11 protein-coding genes are annotated in these 16,514 nt (G+C 42.9%); 8 read left to right on the plus strand and 3 right to left on the minus strand.

What is annotated here, in order from left to right; all coding sequences use genetic code 11:
* Positions 1-283 precede the first annotated feature (283 nt).
* From BK026_RS06095 to BK026_RS06105, 3 genes are all read left to right on the plus strand, one after another.
* Positions 284-547 carry a Rho termination factor N-terminal domain-containing protein gene (locus BK026_RS06095; protein ID WP_071815033.1) on the plus strand — a complete coding sequence of 88 codons (264 nt, stop codon included), beginning with the start codon at positions 284-286 and terminating at the stop codon, positions 545-547.
* 709 nt (positions 548-1,256) lie between these two features.
* Positions 1,257-3,620 carry a TonB-dependent receptor domain-containing protein gene (locus BK026_RS06100; RefSeq protein WP_071815034.1) on the plus strand — a complete coding sequence of 788 codons (2,364 nt, stop codon included), beginning with the start codon at positions 1,257-1,259 and terminating at the stop codon, positions 3,618-3,620.
* 182 nt (positions 3,621-3,802) lie between these two features.
* Positions 3,803-6,079 (plus strand): CehA/McbA family metallohydrolase, encoded by a 2,277-nt coding sequence (locus tag BK026_RS06105; RefSeq protein ID WP_083575151.1) that lies wholly within the window; start codon positions 3,803-3,805, stop codon positions 6,077-6,079.
* A gap of 76 nt (positions 6,080-6,155) precedes the next feature.
* Here the strand turns inward: BK026_RS06105 and BK026_RS06110 are convergent, their stop codons facing one another.
* Entirely contained in the window at positions 6,156-7,028 is an 873-nt protein-coding gene (locus BK026_RS06110) for a sterol desaturase family protein (protein WP_071815036.1), read from the minus strand.
* Positions 7,029-7,232: 204 nt separating this feature from the next.
* On the opposite strand from BK026_RS06110, the gene BK026_RS06115 reads away from it, so the two are divergent.
* From BK026_RS06115 to BK026_RS06130, 4 genes are all read left to right on the plus strand, one after another.
* On the plus strand, positions 7,233-7,811 hold the full coding sequence (locus BK026_RS06115; protein WP_071815037.1) for a GrpB family protein: 579 nt from the start codon (positions 7,233-7,235) through the stop codon (positions 7,809-7,811).
* Positions 7,812-7,972: 161 nt separating this feature from the next.
* Positions 7,973-8,950: a DUF1852 domain-containing protein gene (locus BK026_RS06120; protein ID WP_071817520.1), complete on the plus strand. Its 978-nt coding sequence runs from the start codon at positions 7,973-7,975 to the stop codon at positions 8,948-8,950.
* Between the two features lie 103 nt (positions 8,951-9,053).
* Positions 9,054-10,094 carry a methionine synthase gene (locus BK026_RS06125; protein WP_071815038.1) on the plus strand — a complete coding sequence of 347 codons (1,041 nt, stop codon included), beginning with the start codon at positions 9,054-9,056 and terminating at the stop codon, positions 10,092-10,094.
* A 710-nt stretch (positions 10,095-10,804) separates the two neighbouring features.
* Positions 10,805-13,645, plus strand: coding sequence for a TonB-dependent siderophore receptor (locus BK026_RS06130; RefSeq protein WP_071815039.1), 2,841 nt, complete (start codon positions 10,805-10,807; stop codon positions 13,643-13,645).
* 52 nt (positions 13,646-13,697) lie between these two features.
* Here BK026_RS06130 and BK026_RS06135 read toward each other — a convergent pair whose 3' ends face one another.
* Together BK026_RS06135 and BK026_RS06140 are read right to left on the minus strand one after the other, a co-directional pair.
* Positions 13,698-14,540, minus strand: coding sequence for a hypothetical protein (locus BK026_RS06135; protein ID WP_071815040.1), 843 nt, complete (start codon positions 14,538-14,540; stop codon positions 13,698-13,700).
* A 217-nt stretch (positions 14,541-14,757) separates the two neighbouring features.
* The gene (locus tag BK026_RS06140; protein WP_256253695.1) at positions 14,758-15,258 is read right to left on the minus strand and encodes a GyrI-like domain-containing protein; all 501 of its coding nucleotides are present in this window, start codon (positions 15,256-15,258) and stop codon (positions 14,758-14,760) included.
* A 149-nt stretch (positions 15,259-15,407) separates the two neighbouring features.
* Here BK026_RS06140 and BK026_RS06145 point away from each other — a divergent pair, with 149 nt between their 5' ends.
* On the plus strand, positions 15,408-16,292 hold the full coding sequence (locus BK026_RS06145; RefSeq protein WP_083575031.1) for a DMT family transporter: 885 nt from the start codon (positions 15,408-15,410) through the stop codon (positions 16,290-16,292).
* Positions 16,293-16,514: the final 222 nt, after the last annotated feature.

A 16,514-nucleotide genomic window follows, 5' to 3' on the forward strand; every position in this document is an offset into this window, starting at 1 on the left:
GTTAAGCACCGTTTGAAAGGCGGTTGCCGCTTTAAAATAGCAGTTTAACCTCAAATTCGCGATAAGAAGCGACACGCACTACAGAGAAGGCCAAGTACGTTTGTATTTGGCCTTTTACGTTTAACGGCCGCGCAAAGGGCTAAATATGCGCTTCGAAAAAGCAGCGTCATTTTCTTAAAAAAGCGAAGATAAACATAAACCAACCTCACAGTCTCGGCGTACCAGATGTAAGAATAAAATGAATGCATCGAACACATCTACTTTTAAAGTACAGGAGTAAACCATGTCGAAGGATCACGGTAACCAAATAAAAAATGATGATACATATGAGGCATTACGAGACGAAGGTTACAGTAAAGAAAAGTCTGCGCGAATTGCCAACGCACAAGCAAACAGTACACAAACCCCTTCTCGTGACGGCGGAAAGGGCAAGCCCTACGAAGACCGTACAAAAGATGAGTTGTACGACAAAGCAAAAGAAATTGGTATTGAGGGGCGCTCTAAAATGAGTAAAGACCAACTGATCAAGGCACTTCGAAACCACTAACAGTGCCAACCTGAAGCGTGGTACATGCCTATTTACTTATGCCGAAACTCATTGCCAATCACATATAGCTAAAAAACGACGCCTCCTTTCACAATTAAAAATCTACGCGGGGGCTAAGTGACATCGAACTCTCCCTATAGAAAACACGTGGTGCCTTTGCATTAATAGAGGCTTCAAGATCATTTAAGGGGAATGCCACAAAAAACAAACCTTTTAGTCCCCCCTATCAACAAAATACAAGCAGCGTTAACAAACCACACAAATAATTAGTGCTCAATCAATATGCATAGAATTACTTATCAATTGCGAATAATTCATTAACCTAGAAAACACACAAAAATAATAAAACCCTCAATTTATCAGATACATATCCGACACCCATCCGTTATTTCACAAACAAAGAGACGTACAAATAAATACCACTTACATTCAACTCTAATTTTTATTTATTAACAACGGGGTGCGTTAGCCGTTGAACTATTTGAGCTATTGTCATATCATTTATTTTAATTGAACGTCCATTTAACAAAAAATAACAATTTCTAACGAGCCGCAAACAGGCTTAGTGGAGCAATAGCGACACTGAACGTTATTAGATTAGATCAAGTTCATTCTGGCTAATGACGATTTGTTGGAATTATGGATTTATCAAGGCAAGTGTTAACACCAACTTAAACAAGACACGACTTATAAACGATAAGGAAAACACATGACAATTTATGTGCCGAAGAAGATAAACATTATTGCTTTATCTGTGCTTTCTGCCATATCGCTTTCTGCGACTCACGCTTATGGCCAAGAAACCACGACAAAGGGTCAAATAGAAAAAGAAGAAAAAGATGTTGAAAGCATTGTTGTAACTGGTCGAAATGTTTCTTATGCCAACAGTGCCGCGTCGGAAGAAATGAAAAAGCAACAAACATCGATGACAAGCGTTTTAGCGCTGATTGATAATCTACCCGGCGTGCTTGTGACAGAAGGCGACCCGTTCGGATCTGATGAATGGTCTACAAGCATATCTATCCGTGGTTTCCAGCTGAACTTAGAATCTCAGCAAATTGGTATGACTGTTGACGGCATCTCAAACGGTAACTCGAATTACGGTGGCGGCACAAAGGCAAGCCGATATATAGACACTGAAAACCTGCGCAGCACAGAAGTGTCTCAGGGTACCGCTGACATAAGCTCCCGGTCAAATGAGGCACTAGGTGGAACAATGGATTTCACCACTATCATGCCTGCGTTTGATGAACAGTTCACCGTTAGCACAACGTTGGGCGAAAACAATGCGAGTAAATACTACGTTCGTTATGACACTGGTGAGGTGGCTCCAGATACATTCGCTTGGATTTCACTTTCTTCACAACAGAACGATGATTACATGGATGGTTCAATCACCAACACACGTGATCATTTAGAAGGAAAGTTGATATCAAGAATTGGTGAAACTGATATTACCGCATATGTATCTTATGATGATGCGCAAGAATACACCTACCAAAGAATTTACGGATTAGCGCAGTATGAACAGAATTCAGAATGGGATGGTTTAACAGAAGATTGGTCTGGCATTCCATACCAAGATCAGGTTTTTCGTGAGGGTTGGGTAACCGAGCGAGAGAACTTTTTCACCTATTTGAAAGCCGATTTCACCGTTTCAAATATAGACTTCAGCACTAATGTTTACTACCACAAAAACAAAGGTGCCGGTAAATGGATCCCCTATTACATTGCAGACGTGACCGATGATGGCGCGGGGAACCCTAACTCAGAATTAGACGCATCAACGACTGCATATGGCGGTTCGTCACAAGGCTTTATTTACTTCGTTGACCGTAATGGTAATACCCTTTCTCCGATTGATGGATGTACAAGCTCTATTGGTTTTCCGTATGGCGGTGGCGGCCCTGAAATCGATCCTGGTTGCTATGAGCAAGGCGCTATACCCGTAAGCTCACAGCGTCATACGCATTATGACAAAGAGAGATTCGGTATTAATGGCGATTTTGTATGGTATACAACCGTCTCTGATATGGACAATGTGCTTCGTGGTGGATTTTGGTACGAAGATTACGAACGCTCTGAATATCGTGACTGGCATAAGACCATTGACGCCGCTACTGGGCCCCGCGCTGAAAAAAATCCTTACTGGATCCAGTATGATCGAGAGTTCCCTGTTGAAACATTAATGTACTACATAGAAAATGAGCTTGATGCCGGATTTGCTAAGCTTCGCCTTGGTGCCAAACAGTTCAATGTTGATGTTTCTAAAGAAGACCAATTTGTTCCCGAGAACGACCTGAATGTATCGTCAGATTCTGATGTTCTTATTTCAGCTGGTTTCGTTGCGCCGCTGCCAGTAGAGGGACTTGAACTATTTGGTGGTTATGCCGAAAACTTCGCGGCAGTAAAAGATGCTGTACTTGAACGAGATGATACAGACGTTAGCGTTGTTGAGCCTGAAACCGCAGACAATATTGATATAGGTCTTCGCTATTCAACCCCTGGCTTTAACGCAAGCTTAACCTATTACAACATTAAGTTTGAAAACCGCATTACGTTCGTAAGTAATGAAGATGTATCAGGTATCGACTTCTTAGAAGCCGCCGCCGGAGGCTTTATAAACGATGGAGGTATTGAATCTGATGGTATCGAAGCGTCAATCGACTACAGTATTTCAGATACCCTTGGCCTTTACGTTTCATATACGAAGAATGATTCAACCTATACGGATGAAGACTTTAGCGGAAATACCGTCATTGGCACACCTGAAGACATGGTTGTCGTTAGTTTTGATTATGCAAAAGACGACTTTTATGCGGGTTTCAGCACCAAATATGTGGGCGAACGCTTTTTAGACCAAGCTAATACACAAGAAACTGACTCTTACATTGTTAGCGATCTTTACCTTGGAAAGACCATTTACGACTTAGGTGAAGGATTAGATAGCATTGAACTAAGCTTCACCGTCAATAATGTGTTTGACGAAGAGTACCTTGGCTCTATAGCACCAAACGCAGGCTGGATAGGAGCACCTCGCATTGCGGCGTTGAATGTAAAACTCGTAATGTAATAAAACGTTGAAAAAAGGCCACGGTTAGCTAACTGACCGTGGCTTTTTATTATCACAAACCCTGTATTACATACCCAACACAAAAAGCCAGGCACTATTGCCTGCGTAAGGTAAGGTTCGTGCAAAAAATTTCGCTCAGTTCACGTCTTTTATGTGCATTTACGCTTCTTTCAAGCACTCTCATGGCCTCCGTATCCTTTGCCTCTGTAAGTATTGAAAAAGGCAAAACGAGTATTCCACACGGAAATGCAAGTGCGCCAAACGACTTAACGATAAAAAATGATAAGTTGGCTTTTTCTATCGCCGTGGGTTCTGCCCCACCATGGGGCGTTGCTCCAGGCTGTATTGTCGATATCGCTAATGTATTGCCAGACGGCTCATTAAGTAACGACCGAGTCGCTTTTGCCGACTTCATTCCTAACGCGTGGTCAAGCTGGCCTAACACTTTTCAGAACGTCGACATACTTAAAGACACTAAAGATGAAGCGATAGTTAAGATAACGCGAGATTTCTCTGACATTACAATAAGTACCCAATACACGCTTTCTTCAAATTCAGACTTGATCCAGGTCTCAACAACGATGACCAACCTAGGAGAACGCACCGTATCTTTGACCTCAGGCTATACTTTATGGCCCGATTCAGGGTTTAAATTTGGCGTGCCCAAATTCGCAACCACAGCAAAACAACACAACGAAAATGGCAAAGGCGCCGATCCGGCAAACGTCAGATGGATGTCTGATCGCTTCGTCGGCTACGATGAAAACTGGGCCATTGCGCTGCATGCGCCTTACATGACAGAAGCGCATAACCAATCTCGCGACCTTTATGCGAAACACAATCTTAAAAGCAACCAGAGCATCACCTTTTCTGGCGCCTATCAAGTGCTTAATAGCGGCGACCTAGCGCCCGTCATGGCAGCCGAAATAGCCCGAGAGAATATGCAAAAAGGCACAATCAGTGGCACTGTGTCTTCAGTTTCAGGCGAACCCGTTACATCGGCTGCAGTTGTAGTGCAAAAAGATAACGTTCCTTATATGTGGGCGCTGGCAAAAGAAGGGCGTTATAAGTTTGATTTACCCGTGGGTGAATACCAAGTGTACGCTACAGGAAAGCAATTTTCCGACAGTCCCCAACATGCTGTAAATATTGTAAAGAACAAAACCACATCTTTGTTCTTCAATGAACTAGAAGCACCAGGAACAGTCAAGATCCAAGTAACAGATGCGAGCAATCAATCTGCACTAGACGCTAAGATTAATATCGCAAAAGGCAATCAGCCGCTTATTCAATACTTGGGAGCGCCTTCATTTTTTACTGATTTGGACAATAAAGGAAATGCAGAATTTGCTCTAGCACCTGGCGATTACCAATTTAAAGTGTCGTATGGAGACGGATTTAACGCTCCCGCTCGATTGCTATCTGCTAAAGTTTCGGCGCGAAAAACTACAAGGCTGAATACCACTATTGATGTGATGACCTACCCTACGCGTAAGGGCTGGTATTCCGCAGATTTACATCACCACGCAGATGTACTTGAAGGCTCTACCTCACCTGAATATCTTGTTCGCTCGCAACTTGCTTCAGGCTTAGATGTTCTGTTCGTTAGCGATCACGACTCAACGAAAAACAACCTAGCGGTACAAGCACTTGCTGATGAAAGAGCCGTGCCGTTTATTCCTTCTATCGAGATTTCCCCTTCGTGGGGGCACTTCAATGCATTTCCTATTGATGAAGGTGCCTCGCTATCAGTAGATCCTGGCAAAGATGATATTTACAGCATAATAGAAGATGCCCGCCGTATGGGCGCAACGGTCATTGCATCCAATCACCCTTTTATTCCCTATGGATACTTCAGCAGCTTACACAAAAATACGGCGCCAGGTGGTTTTAATCCCACTATTGACCTACTAGAAATCAACGCGGTTGTGTCCAACGAGCCAACATTAAACAAAGCTTACGCGCTTTGGTCTGAAGGTCTGCCCTATTACCTTACTGCTGGATCAGACACCCACGACGTACTGAACGAAACAAGCGGCTTAAATAGAATGTTTGCCTATACCATCGATAAACCAAGTGCAAAGCACTATGCCAATGCATTAAAAAGGGGAAACGCTTACGTATCGTTTGGGCCAATTATGTACCCGAAAAACTTCATGTTCGGCGAGACACTGAAGCTAGCAACGCAACATCCTTATTCTATTACATTAGATGTTATCGCGGTAAATGGCCTTAAAAACATCAAGCTCATCGGCAATACATTCAGTAAAAAAGACGCTGATACGCAAGACGGCGTCAGTATCATCGAACAACGGGACTTAGCTGGCAAGCAACAAACCGTAACACTCCCTGTTCCATTGATATCTGGTTGGGTTGCCATTGAAGTAGAAGATAGTCAGGGAAGAAAAGCGTTCTCTAACCCAATTTGGCTAAAAATGGTCAAGGAAAGCCAGTTTTAGTTTTTTAGTATGCGTTATAAAACGTGAGTTTCAAAGCCGCCTAGCACTTACCTTTTGCTGCGGCTTTGCTAGCGCTTTATTGACGTTTAAAGGGCATAAGAATAAGCGCTTTATAACCAGGCTGAACATCGCCAATGCCCGTTTCTTTAGTGTCAGCGTCCTTAAATGTGCCAAATAGCCTATCCCAAACAATGCACACGCAGCCATAGTTAGTGTTACTCTCATTTATAACTTGGGAGTGGTGATGGATATGGTAGCGATTGGTAGTAAAGAACCAGCCAACCACCGCTGAGTTAAGGTTTATATTGCTGTGCGCTAATAACGCGGTTACTGACGCAAGTGAAACAAATGCAGCTCCAACTGCTTCCCCACCGAATAGAAAGCCAACAATAGCTCTTGGTAGAATAAGAAAAAAGGCTTCGATTGGGTGATTAGCCACTGCATTGAGACCACTTAATTTCTTAAATGCATGATGCGAACTGTGACCTGAAAGTCTCCATAGCCATTTCCAACGATGCGCCGCTCTGTGGTACCAATAGTTAACAAATTCAAACGCTACAAAGACAAGCAATACCTGCGCGACAACAGGCCATTGAGAAGGCCAAATATCTAAATGCCACGCTTCATTTAAACTTGCCATCCATTTAAAAAGTGATCTTTCATAAAGCGTTTCTATCATCGCATATGCTGTCCCCGCAAGGATCACAAATACCAAAAGTGCAGCAGTTTCACCCGCACTTTTTCGCCAATCTGGGCGCGCCGGAATAGCAATTTCAAAGAGCGTGATAATACAAAATGCTGCTGTGATAAATAAAACATGCGTATCAAGGGAGGCGTTAGTATGTGCTAAGTAAAGAGAAGCGGCTATTAAAACAGGCTGTAACAACCAATAGACTATTTGACGCATTGTGCGCATTAAAAACGTTCTAAACCTAATTTCAACACTCATATCAATTCCTTTTTCTCATTCACTTCCATCTGCGAAATTCGTTATGTGCAATTGCGTCACAAACCGCTCTGGGTTATCGCACCTTACTAGAACAAATTTGATCAATAAACGAGCGCCATGGTTTAAGTTGTTACAATTTGCTACCTTCTTGTTTCTAAATGAAAAACGAGCCGAGTTTTTCAACTAACGCATCAAGGTTGCACTGTGAAACACCGAGAGAGAGATAAAATTGAAATTGTTCCCTATAAAAAAGCGTGGCATGAGCAGTTTGAAATTGCTAAACGCTGCCTATTATCTACGCTAAGCGATATTTGCGTTTGTATTGACCACATTGGCTCTACTTCTATTCCTGACATGCCAGCGAAAGATCGTATCGATATTCAGATTGGGGTTAGAGAAATATCTCCTGCAATTTGCAACACGATAAATCAGCGAATAAGTAAATTAAACTTGCCTAACGCTTACATGAGTCAAGACCATTTACCGCCTAATGAATCATGCCGTGCGGACTGGCGTAAAATATACCTGCAAGGGGTCACAGAACAATGGTCGTTCAAAGCAAATATTCATATTCGAAAAATAGACGCAAAAAACTTTAAGTATGCGCTTTTGTTCAGAGATTATCTTAGCATTGATGACGATACCGCAAAGGCTTACGCGATCTTCAAGCAAACCCTCGCCACTCAAATTCCTGACGATAGAGACTTATATTCACAGCTGAAAGATCCGGTCTGCGACCTAATTATGATTAGTGCTCGACGCTGGCACGAGCAAACAAAGTGATCCTCTCGCCAAACCAAAACATGAGACAAATTCATAAAAAAATGAAATTAAGTCATTTTTATTCATATATAAAACCGCGTATAAATTATTCATGGCTTGTACAGCATGCACAGTACTCGGTTTAATTTTAGGAATAGAAGCGCACTCTCATGAACAACAACGTGAACCCAGATTTCTCTTTTACTATTAACAGCGTTCAGTTTAATGAAGATTATCGCCCTTCAGATAACACGCGAATTACCACTAATTTTGCTAATTTAGCGCGAGGCGAGCGCCGAAAAGAGAACTTACGTGATGCGTTAAGCATGATTAACAATCGGTTCAATGCGTTAGCTAGCTGGGACAACGAACGTGGCGATCGCTATACCGTAGAACTAGAAATAGTCTCGGTTGATATTGATGTAGAAGGTAACGGCAATACCTTTCCTACAATCGAGATTTTACAAACGAATATTATCGATAAACGAACAGGAAAGCGTACCCAAGGTATTGTGGGTAACAACTTCTCGTCTTATGTTCGAGATTATGATTTTAGCATTCGCCTTTTGAATCATAATCGTGGCCAATCTTCGTTCAGCGTACCCAACGATTTTGGCGATCTACACGGTAAATTGTTCCAGTATTTCGTTAACTCAGAAGCTTATAAAGCGCATTTCTCAAAACTCCCTGTTATTTGCTTAAGTGTCTCTGATAACAAAACCTATCGCAGAACCGAAAACCAGCACCCTGTTTTAGGCGTTGAGTATCAACCTAACGAGTCGTCGTTGACCGAGCAGTATTTCAAAAAGATGGGCTTAAACGTTCGTTATTTTATGCCGCCTAACAGTGCCGCGCCTTTCGCGTTTTACTTCTTTGGTGACTTACTGAACGACTACACAAATTTAGAGCTTATAAGCACTATCGCAACGATGGAAACGTTTCAGAAAATCTATCGCCCTGAAATCTATAACGCTAATGCTCGTGCAGGTTCAAGCTATAAACCGAATTTGCAAAATACCGATCATTCGGTAACGCCCATCGTGTACGACCGAGACGAACGCAGTCATCTCGCCGTCGAGCAAGGCAAGTTTACCGAAGAGAACTTTATTAAGCCTTATCAACATAAGCTGGAGCGCTTTACAGCAAGTTATGCCAGATGAATCCTCTGAAACAGATTGTTAGTAAATTGCTCGTTGTCATTGCAATCCACGTCTTGCCCCGCAGGCGTCCCTAAAAATTTTTGACTTAAAGAATACGAATCACATGAAAAAATTACTTCCCACCTCTATTGCAGGCAGCCTACCAAAACCGTCGTGGCTTGCGCAGCCTGAAACCCTATGGTCGCCGTGGAAGCTAGAAGGCGAAGCGCTTGAAGAGGGCAAAAAAGACGCACTGCGCGTCACGCTTCAGGAACAAACGATGTCAGGCATTGATATCGTGTGCGACGGTGAGCAAACCCGTCAGCACTTTGTAACAACATTTATTGAGCACCTTAACGGTGTAGATTTCGTAAACCGTAAGACCGTACGAATTCGCAATCGTTACGATGCAAGCGTTCCCGTTGTAACCCAGGCGGTTACGCGACCTAAATCAGTATTTGTTGACGACGCAAAGTTCTTAAGAAGCCAAACCGACCAGCCTATTAAGTGGGCACTACCGGGCCCCATGACAATGGTTGATACCCTGTACGACGACCACTATAAAAGCCGTGAAAAACTCGCGTGGGAATTTGCAAAAATTTTAAACCAAGAAGCGAAAGAACTAGAGGCTGCAGGCGTTGACATTATTCAATTTGATGAACCCTCATTTAACGTGTTTTTTGATGAAGTAAACGAATGGGGAATAGCAGCATTAGAGCGAGCTATTGAAGGGTTGAAATGTGAAACTGCTGTTCACATTTGCTACGGGTATGGCATTAAAGCCAATACAGATTGGAAGAAAACCTTGGGCTCAGAGTGGCGACAATATGAAGAGAGCTTTCCGAAACTAGCAAAATCTAACATTGATATGGTTTCGCTTGAGTGTCACAACTCTCATGTGCCCATCGAACTTATTTCGCTTCTTAAAGGCAAAAAAGTCATGGTGGGGGCAATTGATGTTGCAAGTGCCAGCATCGAGACACCAGAAGAAGTCGCAGCGACGTTACGTGAAGCGTTAAAGTATGTAGAGGCAGATAAGCTTTTTCCTTGCACAAACTGTGGTATGGCGCCACTTTCTCGAGATATCGCTCGCCAAAAACTGGAAGCTCTCTGTGCAGGCGCAGAAATAGTCAGGCATGAATTAGCACTCAAGCACACTGCCTAGCTACACTTTTGATAAAGCCCACATCGGCCTACCATTATAAAATAAAGCCTGTACTTACAGGCTTGTTGCGTCAACATTCACAGTATCCCTTACAACTATTGTAATTTCTCCGATCTGATGAGTCGTCGTATTTAATTATTTGCTAGTTAAAGTAAAATCATCGTTAATTTGTAACTAACTATTGAATAGATTACGCACTACAACAAGCATTCCGAGAATTTAAAAGAAAAAGACAACTTAACAAACTGGTAACAACTTAATTAACATCTTAATTGTGACGATAGAAAGCCAAATTATTGCGGCAATTTACAAAACAACATTCAAAGCGCTCATAATTTATTCTAAACCTTTTAAATAATAGAATTCTAATAAAAAATCGCAAAATAAATCTGCACATAAATCATTCTAATCATTCAAATTTCAACCATCACGCCTTTAAAAAAACAGTATTTGGATTTTTTTTGACCGCCGGTTTAAGCATATAAATAAAAGCTACTATTTAAATTTATGCTAACACTCTGTAAATCCCCAAAAAGCGGTCTTTAGTTCATCGCAAAAAATTGATTTTGCGTATTCTCGCTCATTAGAATGCGCGCCCCCTTTAGACAAAAGTATAAGTAAGCTCAAAAATTAACCAAAATAAGGTTTGCCTTAAATCTCGACCTTATTAAACAACAAGAAAATAAAATTCAATTTATTAGGAACTATCAATGAAAAACATTGCAACCGCTGTTCGATTAGCATTGGCAGGAAGTGTCGCGCTCAGTTCTGGCTACGCACTAGCACAAGATTCTACTGCCGAGAGCGCCGATGTTGAAAAAATTCAGGTCACTGGTTCACGCATTTCTCGTCAGGGCGCAATTGCTCCCTCACCTGTTACCGCTATTTCTGGTGAGTCACTTCTTAACACTGGAGCGATGAACATTGGTGAAGTGCTCAACGAACTACCATCACTTGCTAACACGTTCTCACTGAGTAACTCAGGTCAGTTCATTGGAACTGCAGGGCTGAACATATTAGATCTTCGCGGTATGGGTACAGACCGGACTCTCGTACTCGTTGATGGAAAACGCCATGTATCATCATCGGCCGGTACAGCGGCAGTTGACACAAATACCATCCCTACTTCTTGGATTGAACGCGTCGAAATTGTCACTGGCGGAGCATCTGCCGTGTACGGTGCCGACGCGGTTACCGGTGTGGTTAACTTTATTCTTAAAAAGAACATTGAAGGGTTTGACATTAGCGCGTCACACGGCTTTGCCCAAGAGAATGGTTACAAAAACAGTAAGTACCAAGCATCTTATGGCTTTAACTTTGATAACGATCGCGGGAATATTGCTTTTGCTGCTGAACATAGTTCACAAGAATCGCTAGATGCGCTTGACAATCCTTGGACGGCGACATCGTACAGCAACATGAGCTTTGAAAGCATAATGGGGTACGAACGTAGTGAAGACCAGCTCAATTCAACTGCATTTCCTGATAATTTCTTCACGCCTAATGCAGGCTACTTTGTATTAAACAACGCGGGTGTATTTGGTGATGGAACCAAAACGTTTAATGCAGACGGCTCAATACGCGATATATACATTGGTGATCAAGTTGATGGTGCGTTCTGTGCAAACTGTGACTTTTTCAATCTTCGCCAGTTTACCCAATTGCAGCCAGAATTTGACCGCACAAACCTGAACGTTAAGGGTCACTATGAGCTTAACGACGATACGACTATTTACGCACAGGCTAAATACGCCCGTACCCGCGCTATATCAATGGCGCAGCCGGCATTTTTCTTCTACAGCGATGAAACTACCATTTCTCGTAATAACGCTTTTTTAGACGAAAGCGTTGTTCAGTATATGGAAGCTAACGACCTAGATAGCATTCAGCTAAACCGTATGATGACCGACCTAGGACGTCGTACAGAAGCGGATGAACGTGAAACATATCGATACGTGCTAGGGATCGAAGGGTACATCGGCGATGAGTGGAATTACGAAGCGTTTGTAAATTATGGTAAGACAGAGTTAGAACGAGCCAATCGCAACAACCTTATTCTACAAAACTTTTATAATGCACTCGACGCGATTAAAGATGACAACGGCAATATCGTTTGCGCATCAGGTAGCGATGATGGCTGTGTACCGCTTAACATAATGGGCTTTGGACAGCCGTCACAAGACGCCATTAACTATGTGAACACCACCTCGGTGGGAACCAGCAAGATTGAGCAGTATAATGCAGGTGCTACGATAGCAAACTCAGGTATTTATGAGTTGCCAGCAGGCTATGTAGGCTTTGCTGCTGGTGTGGAATACCGCAAAGAGAAAAGCGAAATTAATGAGCCAGATAACGCCGCGGGTACCTTTTTTAATGCGCTAGGCGAAGATAAAGGCGAATATGACGTTTCTGAGGTGTTTACCGAAGTCACCATCCCACTCCTTGAAGGTCTTCCTGGTATTGATATGCTTACGTTTGACACAGCCGCGCGTATCGCCAACTACTCTTCTATTGGCAACGCAAAAAGCTGGAAGCTTGGCCTTGATTGGCAAGTTTTTGAAGATTTACGCATAAGGGCAACAAAATCGTCTGCTCTACGTGCGCCAAATATTAGCGAACTATACGGTGAAGCCAGCCAGACTTTTTTCAACGTTGACGACCCATGCCGTACAGACAACCTTGATGACCTTGCCAACGCTGACCAGCGTATTGCAAATTGCGCTGCGTTAGGCGTACCCGCCAATTTTAACTCTGAGTATGACTCAGCAACGTTGGAAGGCGTTAACGGTGGGAACATCGACCTTCAAGCGGAACAATCTATCTCTAAAACCGTAGGTTTTGTATATACACCAAGCTGGTTTGAAGGTTTCACCGCTACCGTAGACTACTGGGAAATTGAGCTTACAGATGCCATCACCAACATCGATGGACAAACTATTCTGGACCGTTGCGTTGACTCTGAAACAGGTGTTAATAACCCATACTGTGAACTTGTCGATCGTGATTCAGAAACAGGCGAAATCACGCAAATTCGCAGCTATGCGCTCAACATCGCAGGGCAAGAAGCTAAAGGTATAGATTTCGAACTAGGTTACGACTTTGACGCAATAGAGGGTGCATTCCGCACAAGCCTAATTGCAACATACCTTAAAGATCGTAAAGAGTTTCCATTCCAGGACAACCCAGCGCTGTTTTATCAAAATGCCGGCACCGCTGGTGAATCTGATTGGCAAGGTGTATTTACCGTTAACTACAGCCGTGACGACTGGGAAGCAAGTTGGAAAACTCGCTACATTGAGCGCGCAAGCCTTTATGATAATCAAGATTTAGCTCGTAACCCTAACCCGAGTGATCGCATGGAACTGCCTTCATATGCAGTAACCGATGTTACCGCCGGCTATAACTTCGCAAACGGTGTGAGCCTAACCGTAGGTATTGATAACCTGTTTAACCGTGTTCTACCACTTGGTACTACGGGTACCGGGTCAACCGACGGTGCGTATGACAACATCGGCCGTTTTGGTTATGTGAACGTAGCATACAAAATGTAAGATTCGTCTTATATAGACAAAAGTAAAGGCCGGCGACGCAGCGCCGGCTTTTTTAAAGAATATCTGATAGTGGCATAAGCTGAACCTCTGCACAGAAAAGCGGAGATTCACTGTTTGCCCATCCAGCACAGGTGAGATGGCTTGAATCATCTTCAACAGCCGCCACCAATATGTTTAAACAGTCATTGCTTTTGAGTTGAGCTAACTGCTGGTTATCGATACACATTTTTTGCGAAACGTAGATCATTGCATTGCTTATCAAGTCATAGCCTATGGCTTTCGCTCTTTCTAACATCGCTGACGACATCAAAGAAAGCGGATAAAACTGCGGGAAGCAAACCTTATTCGCAAACTCATCAACGTACTGCCTTTGGTCGGCAAAAGCGCTCAACAGGTAATTTTTAGCATTGCCCACAATCATCCATTTTCGCTTTAAGAACATGTTCTCATCTAATAATGTACGGTCCGCCATCTTTGAAATCTGGTCTTTATTACACTTTAGGAGTTTTGACGACACAGACAAATAGTCTGACTGTCGATAGAAGCCCATTAAACTTGGTTTTCCCGATGCTTTTAATATCAAGCGTTGTGATTCTTGCTCCCCCATTGGAGTTGTAGAAACGCGTGCAGCTTTAAGCGTTAAGTTTAGTTCGTCCCCTTCTTTCGCAGGGTTCACAAAGTTAAACTCATAAACTGAATACCGCCTTGGCTTTATCGCAGACGCACCTTGTTTTATCTGTGTTTCTACGAACAGGCCGAGTTGAAAACCAAGCGCTATTGTACCTTGGAACGGATTACCAGGAATTTGCTGCCACCGCATGGGGTCGTGAAATAGGTTAAAATCATCCGTCGCATTTCGAGCGATGTCGATATGTAATTGAGTAAGAATATACAATTGCTTTCCTTAAGTAGGAAACTTCAACCGTTAATAGTGACTTAAAACACGAGCACTGAGCACTGAGCACTGAGCGCTTAAAAATACATGGGTTACGTAGCGCAGTACATTAACTCACCTTTTTGTTTATGTTCTAGTATAGAGTAAAAAAAACAAAAACAATGCTTTCTCTCATCGCGCTTTTACGCTATTTGCGCGTTACCCCTTATTCAAAGCGCTACTTTATCGCCATGTATACATCAATATGATTACCATTCACGTAGTGCTCGAAGTCTACGGTAAATGCCCGTTCGTACTCTGTATTTTCTTGCGAAAAATAGCGCCAAATATCTTGCCACGCATCGATAGCTATCTGCGGCATATCACCATATTTAGAGAAAACAAGATATTTGCCTGAAGGAATGGTGATGTGCTCTACTGCTATGCGTTCGGGCACTGACTTACCATTAAACCCTGCTAGTACTGTAAAGTCACCGGTATGATCGGATTCGTAGTTGAAATACACGCCATATACACGCTCGCCGGCTTTGTAATCAACAGGTATCGCAGTGTCAAATCTTTGCCAAAGCGCGGGGATCTTGCCCTGTGGTGAGAATTCAGTGTGGTTATTTGTCACCACCGAAAAGCCTTGAATTTCTATCGGTGAAGAGAGGTATTTAACTTCCATATTCTTATTTCCATTAACCGTTGAAAAAATTGATGGCTTGCCCCAAGCCATAGTACACACCTAACTATTATTTGGCACCTTATGTTCAAAAAAATACACGGTGATAACACGTATCTATTGTAGATTTTTCGTTTTCAACGCGCATTTCATTTCAAGAACAAATATAATTTAGTTTTGGCGTAACAAAGTAGTAATACATTGTGAATCAACGTTTTTTACTCGCTATCGTCGCAGTGCTCTTAGCGATGATAACCATTCAATCTGGTGCATCATTTGCAAAACAACTCTTTCCAATTGTCGGCCCTGAAGGTACCAGCGCACTACGTGCATTTTTCGCCGCATTAGTGTTAACGATAATTTTTAGGCCCTGGCAAGCACGTTTGAGTGCAAAAGGGTGGCGTAACGTTATATTCTACGGCGCTTGCTTGGGCGCAATGAATATCATCTTTTATCTTGCGATTGAGCGCATTCCCCTTGGCATAGGTGTCGCGCTTGAATTCACAGGGCCATTGGCCGTGGCATTTTTTAGTGCCCGAAAAAAACGAGATTTTGCGTGGGCTATTTTAGCTGTTGCAGGCGTTTGTATGCTGCTTCCCGATATTGGCGGCGCTTCGGCTGATAGCTTAGATCCGGTCGGCGTTATTCTAGCACTTATAGCTGGCGCGTTTTGGGCCGGTTATATTGTATTTGGAAACAAAACAGGCAGCGAAGGTTCTGGCGGTATATCGGTAACACTAGGCATGCTAGTGGCAGCGATTTGTGTAGTTCCCATTGGCGCAGTTAGCCAAGGTGGTGCTTTACTCTCTTTGGATGTCATTCTAATAGGCTGCGCTGTTGGCATTTTTTCATCGGCAATTCCCTATACATTAGAGATGAGCGCTATGCGCAACATGCCAAAGCAAACTTTCAGTATTATGATGAGTGTTGAGCCTGCTGTTGCAGCCATAGCGGCATTTATCATTATTGATGAAAGCCTTACGCTTTCACAATGGTTTGCAGTGGCATTGGTTGTTATTGCAACCGCGGGTAGTTCCACTACGCAAAAACAAGCACCAAAAGAAAAACACATTGAAACCCTTTCCTAGGGCCTGTTGACCTTTGGTGTACGAATTTTGGTCTAAATGGAAGCCTTTTAATCGCGAAACAGTCCTGCAAGCCTAGCGGGCTAAGTTAAAGGACTGTGACAAAGAGTAAAAGGCTTTCATAACGACCCCTTCGGGCAGCGCCTTTGTGCCATCTATACTGCGTTGAATGTTCTCGATTTAGAACCACTAAACCGTCAAACATTCGCCTTGTCTAGATGGCAC

The organism is Alteromonas sp. V450 (genome assembly GCF_001885075.1).
In the GTDB taxonomy this organism is placed as follows: Bacteria; Pseudomonadota; Gammaproteobacteria; order Enterobacterales; family Alteromonadaceae; genus Alteromonas.

Excerpts from the sequence above, each read along its gene's own strand:
- BK026_RS06125 (WP_071815038.1), top strand. The coding sequence starts at position 9,054 with ATGAAAAAATTACTTCCCACCTCTATTGCAGGCAGCCTACCAAAACCG.
- BK026_RS06095 (WP_071815033.1), top strand. The coding sequence starts at position 284 with ATGTCGAAGGATCACGGTAACCAAATAAAAAATGATGATACATATGAG.
- BK026_RS06140 (WP_256253695.1), bottom strand. The coding sequence starts at position 15,258 with ATGGCTTGGGGCAAGCCATCAATTTTTTCAACGGTTAATGGAAATAAG.
- BK026_RS06130 (WP_071815039.1), top strand. The coding sequence starts at position 10,805 with ATGAAAAACATTGCAACCGCTGTTCGATTAGCATTGGCAGGAAGTGTC.
- BK026_RS06105 (WP_083575151.1), top strand. The coding sequence starts at position 3,803 with ATGGCCTCCGTATCCTTTGCCTCTGTAAGTATTGAAAAAGGCAAAACG.
- BK026_RS06110 (WP_071815036.1), bottom strand. The coding sequence starts at position 7,028 with ATGAGTGTTGAAATTAGGTTTAGAACGTTTTTAATGCGCACAATGCGT.
- BK026_RS06100 (WP_071815034.1), top strand. The coding sequence starts at position 1,257 with ATGACAATTTATGTGCCGAAGAAGATAAACATTATTGCTTTATCTGTG.